Annotated in this window: 9 protein-coding genes; 8 read left to right on the plus strand and 1 reads right to left on the minus strand. The window is 40.3% G+C overall.

Going from position 1 to position 7,918, the window contains the following annotated elements:
* Nucleotides 1-430 precede the first annotated feature (430 nt).
* Nucleotides 431-1,036, minus strand: coding sequence for a helix-turn-helix domain-containing protein (locus tag AC6I5A_RS00010; protein WP_052167763.1), 606 nt, complete (start codon nt 1,034-1,036; stop codon nt 431-433).
* Between the two features lie 139 nt (nt 1,037-1,175).
* On the opposite strand from AC6I5A_RS00010, the gene AC6I5A_RS00015 reads away from it, so the two are divergent.
* The 8 genes from AC6I5A_RS00015 (at nt 1,176) to AC6I5A_RS00050 (ending at nt 7,755) form a co-directional block, all read left to right on the plus strand.
* Nucleotides 1,176-1,430 carry a helix-turn-helix domain-containing protein gene (locus tag AC6I5A_RS00015; RefSeq protein WP_034610212.1) on the plus strand — a complete coding sequence of 85 codons (255 nt, stop codon included), beginning with the start codon at nt 1,176-1,178 and terminating at the stop codon, nt 1,428-1,430.
* A 320-nt stretch (nt 1,431-1,750) separates the two neighbouring features.
* Nucleotides 1,751-3,760: a TnsB C-terminal domain-containing protein gene (locus AC6I5A_RS00020; RefSeq protein WP_034610213.1), complete on the plus strand. Its 2,010-nt coding sequence runs from the start codon at nt 1,751-1,753 to the stop codon at nt 3,758-3,760.
* A 14-nt stretch (nt 3,761-3,774) separates the two neighbouring features.
* Nucleotides 3,775-4,566, plus strand: coding sequence for an AAA family ATPase (locus AC6I5A_RS00025; protein ID WP_034610215.1), 792 nt, complete (start codon nt 3,775-3,777; stop codon nt 4,564-4,566).
* A gap of 94 nt (nt 4,567-4,660) precedes the next feature.
* Complete coding sequence (locus AC6I5A_RS00030; RefSeq protein WP_052167769.1) at nt 4,661-5,194, plus strand: phage protein Gp27 family protein; 534 nt, start codon at nt 4,661-4,663, stop codon at nt 5,192-5,194.
* Between the two features lie 15 nt (nt 5,195-5,209).
* Complete coding sequence (locus AC6I5A_RS00035; RefSeq protein WP_034610217.1) at nt 5,210-5,653, plus strand: phage protein GemA/Gp16 family protein; 444 nt, start codon at nt 5,210-5,212, stop codon at nt 5,651-5,653.
* A 129-nt stretch (nt 5,654-5,782) separates the two neighbouring features.
* Nucleotides 5,783-6,322: a capsid assembly scaffolding protein Gp46 family protein gene (locus AC6I5A_RS00040; protein WP_034610218.1), complete on the plus strand. Its 540-nt coding sequence runs from the start codon at nt 5,783-5,785 to the stop codon at nt 6,320-6,322.
* A 10-nt stretch (nt 6,323-6,332) separates the two neighbouring features.
* Nucleotides 6,333-7,439 (plus strand): N4-gp56 family major capsid protein, encoded by a 1,107-nt coding sequence (locus AC6I5A_RS00045; protein WP_497900365.1) that lies wholly within the window; start codon nt 6,333-6,335, stop codon nt 7,437-7,439.
* A gap of 28 nt (nt 7,440-7,467) precedes the next feature.
* Nucleotides 7,468-7,755, plus strand: a complete 288-nt coding sequence (locus tag AC6I5A_RS00050) for a Mor transcription activator family protein (protein WP_052167771.1) — start codon at nt 7,468-7,470, stop codon at nt 7,753-7,755.
* The last annotated feature ends 163 nt before the right edge of the window (nt 7,756-7,918 follow it).

Raw genomic sequence — 7,918 nt, forward strand, 5'->3', positions numbered from 1 at the left:
GTTATCTCTCACAGATTTTAAGAAAAACTCACATCCGAGATAACAAGGGATACCCCTTGATATGACTGGATTAGACGGGATTATTATAGTTAACCAGGTCTCACACCATTTTGAGAAAAATAACCGTTTTTGACCTAAAATTCATCGGTAACGGTAGACCCGTAGTTAACCGTCGCTAACCGTCGCTAAGTAGCTTTAAAGCCTTGGTATTCAAGGCTTTACGCTTGGCGACGGTCTTTTATTTATAGGCATTTTTCAATGATTTTTCGGGCTTGAGCCGCGGACATTTTGAATAAAGCCGCGGACATTTTAGAAAGACCCGCGGACATGCATAAATACTGGGTTTTTAGGCTGTCAAACAAAATCCGCTGCGGACATAAGATATGTATAATTATGTAGTAAAAATGAATGAATATGCAAAATATTAAGACTATAGTTCCAGTTTTATTTTGTGATGTCTTAAATAGATGTTAGCAGCATCTTTAAGGCTATTAGTTATCAGTTCTAATAGCTCGTCCGATCGAACTTTGTAATATAGCAACATTTCATAATTCTGTTTTTTACTTTTAAAAAGCCTTAGATCATCAGTGTTGACAATAAACTTCTCAATATTATCTATTATAGCATTTGCCACTTTTAAATATTCTGCTACAATTTCAGGATCTTTTAAATGAGACGCAGATAATAAACTAACAAATGCGTAATAAGCATCTAAATAAGCTTCTAATGAATCCCCGGTATATTTTTTAAAAGCGCTTTCAAATAACAATTTCATACCATTATATTTATTTATCATTCCTTCATCAGTAAAGTCCCAATTACCAGACATACTTCCTTCTCCGGATCTAAGCCAATTTTCATCAATATTAAATTTTGTAGCGAGAAATAAGATAAACATTTCAGATGGGTTTTCCTTCCCCGTTTCCATGTTAGACATATAAGAGGAACTTAGTCCAAATATATTTGCAAATTCGGCTTGAGTTAATTTGAAATGTTTTCTAACTTCTCTAAGACGCTCTCCAAAAGTTAACGACATAAAAAATCCTCCAAAACCTTCGTTACGAATGAAATATTCATTGACAATCTTCGTAACGAAGGTTAGTATATTGTTAGCAGTATCCCATATTTAACACTAGTATAACATTCAGGACAACTATAGGAAAGGAGGGAAAATCGTGTCAACAATCCGATTTCAGACAGTAACCGACAGACCGTCCCATATTCAGAGAATAGTTTATAAGCTCTTTGAAATTGGAAAAACTCAGGCATGGCTTGCGAGACAAGTCAAGATAGCTCCAAGATATCTAAATGACATGTTACTTGGAAGACGATCTTTAACTCTCCCCGTAGCATATAGAATTGCCTTAACTCTTAGCTTTGACCCAGAGGCGTATATCAAAGAAGTTAAAGAAGCTTCTCAAAAGAAATAGATGTTTTTTCTGTGGTGCGTGTCCTCTATCTTAGTATATTCCCCCGAACCACCCCAGCGCGAATGATGTGACTGGTCATGCTAAATGGGAATGAACGGTTAAGATACGCTAAACAGATTACACTAATATTTTTTGAGAAGCAAGTAACTCCGCTGGGTGTTTGTAATTCAATTTCGCTTGTATCAAAAGGTACCGTCAAATTGACGGCCCCTTTAAGGGCTGGGTCAAGTCGAGGCTTTCTTTAACCAAAGGATTGTAACGTTGTAGGTAATGGCAAATTCGGAACAAATGGTTGAATAACATGGATTGGAGGTGAAACTGTGGCATCTTGGCTAACTACTTCTCAAGTGGCTTATTATGAATGCGTAGACGAACGACAAATACGACGCTGGCTTAATAAGAACAAATATGAATATCACATCGAACACGACACTGGCAACATTCGGAGATATCTCATTAATCCTAACACTATGTCCGAAAAAGCCAGAAAAGCTTACTTGAAGGAGTTATCAGATACCACCGTTACTGAAACCTCTAAGCCTGAGCCAATCACCCGGATCAAGACGAAGCCTGACACCGATGTACTGGGCATGATCGTCAGAAGATATGGTGAAGACAATTTAGCTAAAATCGTTGACAGCCAAGAACTTGCTAAAGAAGTCTTGGCAATTAAAAGGTCGCGAGTTCCAAACAGAACTAAAATTATTAAAGACCTGGCTAAAGAGCGCGGAGTAAGCGTTGCTACCCTTTATCGACGGGTAGACCTTTATCTTAAGTACGGCCAGGACGGATTGATTCATGGAAATGTCCTGCATCAGATTGTTAAAATGAATGAAGCTCCGTTAACCAGGGAGTATGAAAGTTTTAACCTGCTTGCCCAAGATTATATCATTGTGACGCATCTTTCCAACAGGAAGTACTCAGTCCAAAAATGTTACGATTTGACTGTCAAGGAAGCTCAAAAGAACAATTGGAAAATTGGAAGCTATCAAACGGCCTGCAGGATCATCCAGGATATTCCTCTGACGTATAAAGACTATCATCGCCGGGGCAAAGACTTCTGGAGGCTCGAACATATGACCAGGGCATTAAGGCAAGACCCCGAGTTTAACAATGAAGTCTGGGAAGCTGACCATACAAGGATGGACTTTTTCATCAACTATGAAGGCAGAGCGTTAAGACCCTGGCTGACTATGATAGTAGATGCTAGAAGCCGATGCATTGTCGGCTGGTGTGTATCTACCCAGGCTAATTCTGAAACGATCGGCCTTGCGTATCGGTACGCCATACTTCCGAAAAAAGGATCATCTCCTATCTATGGTGTCCCAAGGTTCACCCTTATAGACAATGGAACGGATTTTATCTCTAAGAGGATATTAGGGAACCGCAATCCTAACTTTTCAGAGGAAGCAGAGTCAAACCATCTTCAAGGATTATTTGAAAGACTTGAAATCATAGCAATAACCTGCGCCATTCATAACGGCCCGGGTAAAGGCCGGATAGAAAGAAAATTCCGGGATGTCAACAGTAACTTCTACAGGGATAATCCGGGCTGGTGTGGAGCCAGTCCGAAGGAAAGACCTGAAGATTTTGATGAGAAAAAACTCCTGAAAGAAAACAAGCTGGCATCTTTCGAGCAGGTTATTGAGGACTTTAAAGTCTTTATTGATGGCTTAAACAATGCTTATCATTCCGAAATCGGTATGACTCCCATAGAGAAATACCTTGAAGGGAAACGTTGGAAAGAAGAAGTGCCTTCTCCTCGTATGTTGGATATGTGGTTACTCAGGGGAGCTGCCAGAATCGTCCGCAAGACCGGGATTATGTTTAAAGGTAATATCTATGACGATCCCATTAAACTATGCAGATACTCCAAAGAACAGATCAATATTTATTACGACCCGGCAGATATGAATCAAATCTATGCTTGTGACGACGAAGGAAACCTTATCGGAGAACTGCCGTTAAAAGAGCGTAGAGACTATATCACCAGTGCAGAAGAGACATTTAAGCATATCGCACAACAGAAGAAAACTGAATCAATGGTCAAGAATTACAAAAAGAACCGACAGGACAGGCTTGACGATGCAGGAAGTAAGCACCAAAAACGCACTCACAAGGCAGCCACCGGGGAAAACAACGAGCCGGTTAAAGTCGTACAGCTCTCGCAGGGTGAGACTACCGCCAAGGAGATCAGCAAGGCCAGGAATAAAAAGACTGAACCTGAAAAGCCGGAAAAATTCAGCTATCATGACGCATATGTCAAAAAGCTTACCAACCCAATTATTGATGAACTGGTCGAAAAAGGTCTTATCAGAAAATCAGTTTAAAAAGGAGGAGAAACGTGAAGCAAGTACTCAAAGTAACCACTTCCCACCATGAGAAAAGAGAATCAACCCATCCAGAGAAGATTCCTTTTTATTCAACAAACGATGTTATTGAAACCATGGCTATTCTTGAAGATTGTAGGGAAAGTAATCTCTGGGGAATTATCGCCGGTGCAGCAGGGCTGGGGAAAACGACAACCATCAAGCATTACCTGGAAGTAAAAGAGCAGGCACTATTCTATACACCGCGCTCCAATGTAACCCTAAAGAGTTTTTTAAAGGATCTCGCTGATCTCTTCTGCATGACACTTACCAGTACCAACGCCAACGACATGACCAACGAGCTGATCAGGTTCCTTACCATGAATCCTAAGTTTATTATTATTGATGAATTTGGTCGGATCATGCGGAACGGTAACATGCGAATAATGGAAACCATCCGGGATATCCGGGACGCTTCCGACAGGAACTTAGGGGTAGTCTTATCCGGTCATTCGGATGACTTTGGTGAACTTGTCCGCTGCGGGAAAGGACAGATCGTTTCCCGGTTCGGCCCGGTCTATGAACTGCAAGGCCCGACAAAAGAAGAAGCCGCGCAGATCGTGGAGCCGCTCTGGATGACTCCTGAAGCCAAGAAAGAAATGGCCCATCTTATTACGGTTTTTGCCCGGAAATATGGAATCAGGGGAATCATGGAAGAACTTTATGAGAAGTCCGTCCGGCTGGCTGGGGACAGTATAATTACCATGGATATCTTGAAGGATGCCGGCAGAAGGACTGTTTACGGCTTTTGGTCAAAGAGGATATAAAAAAAATCTGGCAAAAAGCCAGAAACAAAAACGCTAAGTAATTATATCAATAAAAATGAGATGTTTCAATCTCAAGAATTTGGAGGCGGTTCTGATGAAAAAACATAGATATATGCGGATAGTGGAGCTGCCAGAACAACTTAAGGAAAAGGTTAATATAATGCTGTCAAATCCTATGAAGACCTACTCTGACATATCATTATGCTTAAGGGAAAAAGGGTTCAATATCTCTAAATCTGCTATTGGAAGGTATGATTTCTCACAGAATTTGAGAAATCATCAAATGAAAGGAGCGGAAAATATGTACGATAAAGATACTTTTTATAACTTTATCAACGATGTGCAGGACAAAGTGCTTCATGATCTAAAGGAAAATAATAAAGAATATTGCAGCTGTGATGAGAAAGTAGACCAACTTTGGGATTCTCTTTTCTGCGGCCCAAAGGAAATTCAAGATAATTTAATGGTTCTGGAGGAAGCATTTGTTCAGAGAGCAAATATCATGGATGAAGCCATGTACCTTAAAGGTTTTGAAGATGGATTTGCGCTTATAAGTTTAATGTCGCAAGGTTGCATAATCAAAAAGTATAGCGAATTTACCAACAAAGAGATTATCAAAGCGGGTTAAAGGAGGGGAAGTGCAATGGCTTTCATCAGCAAAGCTCAGATCGCTAAAATATGGGCAATGGCACGCGAAATAGACCTCTCAAAAGAATCAGTATACGACGTAGTCTATCGAGTAACAGGATCGGACAGCATCTCTTCCCTTTCGAGTAAAGAGGGGATCGATGTAATCGAGGTATTGATCCATATAATGAAGGAATTAGGAATTGACCCAGAGAGGAAATACCGGCCAGGAATGGCCTCAGAAAAGCAAATCAGATACATTGAGGACTTGGCGTATAAGCTGGGCTGGGATAGTGATCCAAAGCGGCTCAGAGGCTACCTGAAGAAGTATTACAAGGTGGAGCATATCCAATGGCTGACCTTGGAAAGCGCATCCAAAGTTATTGAAGGACTCAAAGCTATCTACAAGAGAAGTCAAAAACAGAATTCGCAAGAAAAATTGCAAAAAGCTAAAGAATGAGGAGGGTTCTCCTCTTCCTTTTTTTAGAGGGTATAAAGTAATTTCCTGAACTACTTTCGTAGAATCTTCCGAAAAGAAGTTCTAAAATTAAATTCAGATGAAATCGGTAAAGTGAGAGGAGAATTGAGGATGCCCGAAGAGTTAGTAAATGGCACAGAAACAGCAGGTCAAGCCCAAGATACACGAGCAGCGGAGGTAACCCAGGCCCAGAGTGCAGAGCAAACCAATGTAGATGCTACAACCCCAAAAACGTACACGGAAGAAGACTTTAACGCTGCCATTGAAGCCAAGCTGACCGAAGAGCGTGGAAAGCTGCAAAAACAGACCGAAGAGCTTGAACGCCGTTCTAAAATGACCTTAGAGGAAAGAGAAAAGGAAATATTAGAACGGGAAAAAACCCTGAAAATTGCTGAAATGAAGGCTGATACAATAATCCGCTTTAATAAAAGCCAAATCCCGCACGAGTTTTTAGACATTATTAACTTTAAGGATGAAACTGAGAACGTTCTCAAAAACATAGAAAAAGTTGAAAATGTCTTTGGTGAAGCAGTCAATAAAGCCGTTAATATGCGGTTAAGAGGCACTACGCCAACCGGCGGCGGTCAAAACAACGTTGTCGACGATCCATTTGTTCAAGGCTTAAAAGGCCAAAAAAACTTTTTAAAGTAAGGTGAGATAAATGCCAATTAATTACGCTGAAAAATACTCTTCTCAAATCGATGAATGCTTTAAAATTGGCGCATTAACAGCAGCCGCCATAAATGATGATTATGAGTTTTCCGGGGTAAATAAAGTCAAGGTATATTCGATTCCTACCGTTCCCTTAAATAATTATTCTATGGAAGGAACTAACAGGTACGGTACTCCTGTGGAGCTGGGCAACGATATTCAGGAGTTTACATTGACCCAGGATAAGAGTTTTACTTTTGCCATTGACCGCCGTAATTCCAGCGATACCATGCAGGCTAATAGTGCAGCAGCAGCCTTAAATAGAGAACTGGACGAAGTTGTTATTCCAACAGTGGATAAATACAGGCTTTTAAGAATGGCGCAGAATGCAGGAAAGACTGTAAAACAGGTAGTTGGTAGACTAAATGCTTATGAGGCCATGCTGGAAGCTTCTGCTTATCTAACCGATAAAAAGATTCCGGTTAATGGACGGATCGCTTTTGTTACCCCAGGGTTTTTTAAAGAGCTTAAGTTGGATTCTAAATTCATTAATGCTAGTGATAAAGCACAGGAAATCAAGTTTAATGGAATGGTTGCTGCTGTGGATAATATCAGCATAATTTCATGCCCTACGGATTATTTCCAGGCTGGCATAGACTTTATTATTACGCACCCAAAGGCTACCACAGCACCTCAAAAGCTTTCTGATTATAAGATCCATGAAAACCCTCAGGGAATTAACGGTTGGCTTGTAGAAGGCCGTTTATACTATGATGCGTTCGTTCTTGGCAACAAGAAAAACGCTATCTATGTTTCAAGGTCAGTTGAAGTAATTAGCATTGCTGCAATACGAGGGATTACAGCACCTGTAACCGGACAAATTCCAGTGAACACTATCACTGAAACGGCACAGTACACCGGTACTGTAACCTGGTTACCAGTTGACGCTACTTTTGACGCAGAAACAGTGTACACAGCTACAATTACGCTTACGCCGAAGGCAGGATTCACCTTATCTGATGTGGCTGAAGACTTCTTTACGGTAGCAGGAGCAGTAGCGACAAATAATGCTAACACAGGCGTAATAACCGCAGTATTCCCGGCAACAGGAGCGTAATGAAACCTAATTCAATGTGGAGGTTATCATGACTAATTACATGGAAGAATTAATCCAAGATATAAAAAATGAAGACCTTCCTGAGATCTACAGTGAATTGGCTGAATGCATCGGGAAAGAGAATGCATTGAAGCTTGGACTAGCCTTCGCTGGAGTATATTTATATATCCCGAAATTGGATAAACTTATTATCCCGCTAAGAAATAGCAAGATAATAAAGGAATACAATGGCTATAATATCAAACAATTAGCCATTAAGTATGGCTTAACGGAATACTGGATAAGGAACATACTCAAAAGAAATCCTGTCACCTAAAATTGCTTTTCCCGATTCTCCTTTTAAATAGAAGTAAAACCTCGCGTTTGGGTAGCGCGAGGTTTTACTTAGAAAGCAATTATTGTATATTTATTCATAATCAGAGCAAATTATTTTTCTCAAAATCTGTGAGAATTTTTCTCAAAATCTGTGAGAGGCAACA

The organism is Desulfosporosinus sp. Tol-M2 (assembly GCF_059735615.1).